Annotated in this window: 1 protein-coding gene; it reads right to left on the reverse strand. The window is 64.1% G+C overall.

The genetic code is table 11. From position 1 onward, the window contains the following. Positions 1–223, reverse strand: a 223-nt coding sequence (locus B3E43_RS06810; RefSeq protein WP_292028132.1) for a DNA gyrase subunit A, incomplete at both ends; no start/stop codon positions are given.

Genomic DNA, 223 nt, shown 5'->3' on the forward strand with positions numbered 1-223 from the left:
CCGACGGCGATGCCCGACGAGCCGTTGGCGAGCAGATTGGGAAAGCCGGCCGGCAGGACGATCGGCTCTTCGTCCTGATCGTCATAGGTGGCCTTGAAGTCCACCGAGTCCTGGTCGATGCCCTCCATCAGCAGGACGGCGGCGGGCGTCAGCTTGCACTCGGTGTAGCGCATGGCCGCAGCGTTATCGCCATCGATATTGCCGAAATTGCCCTGCCCGTCGA

The organism is Brevundimonas sp. UBA2416 (genome assembly GCF_002343105.1).
GTDB lineage: Bacteria > Pseudomonadota > Alphaproteobacteria > Caulobacterales > Caulobacteraceae > Brevundimonas.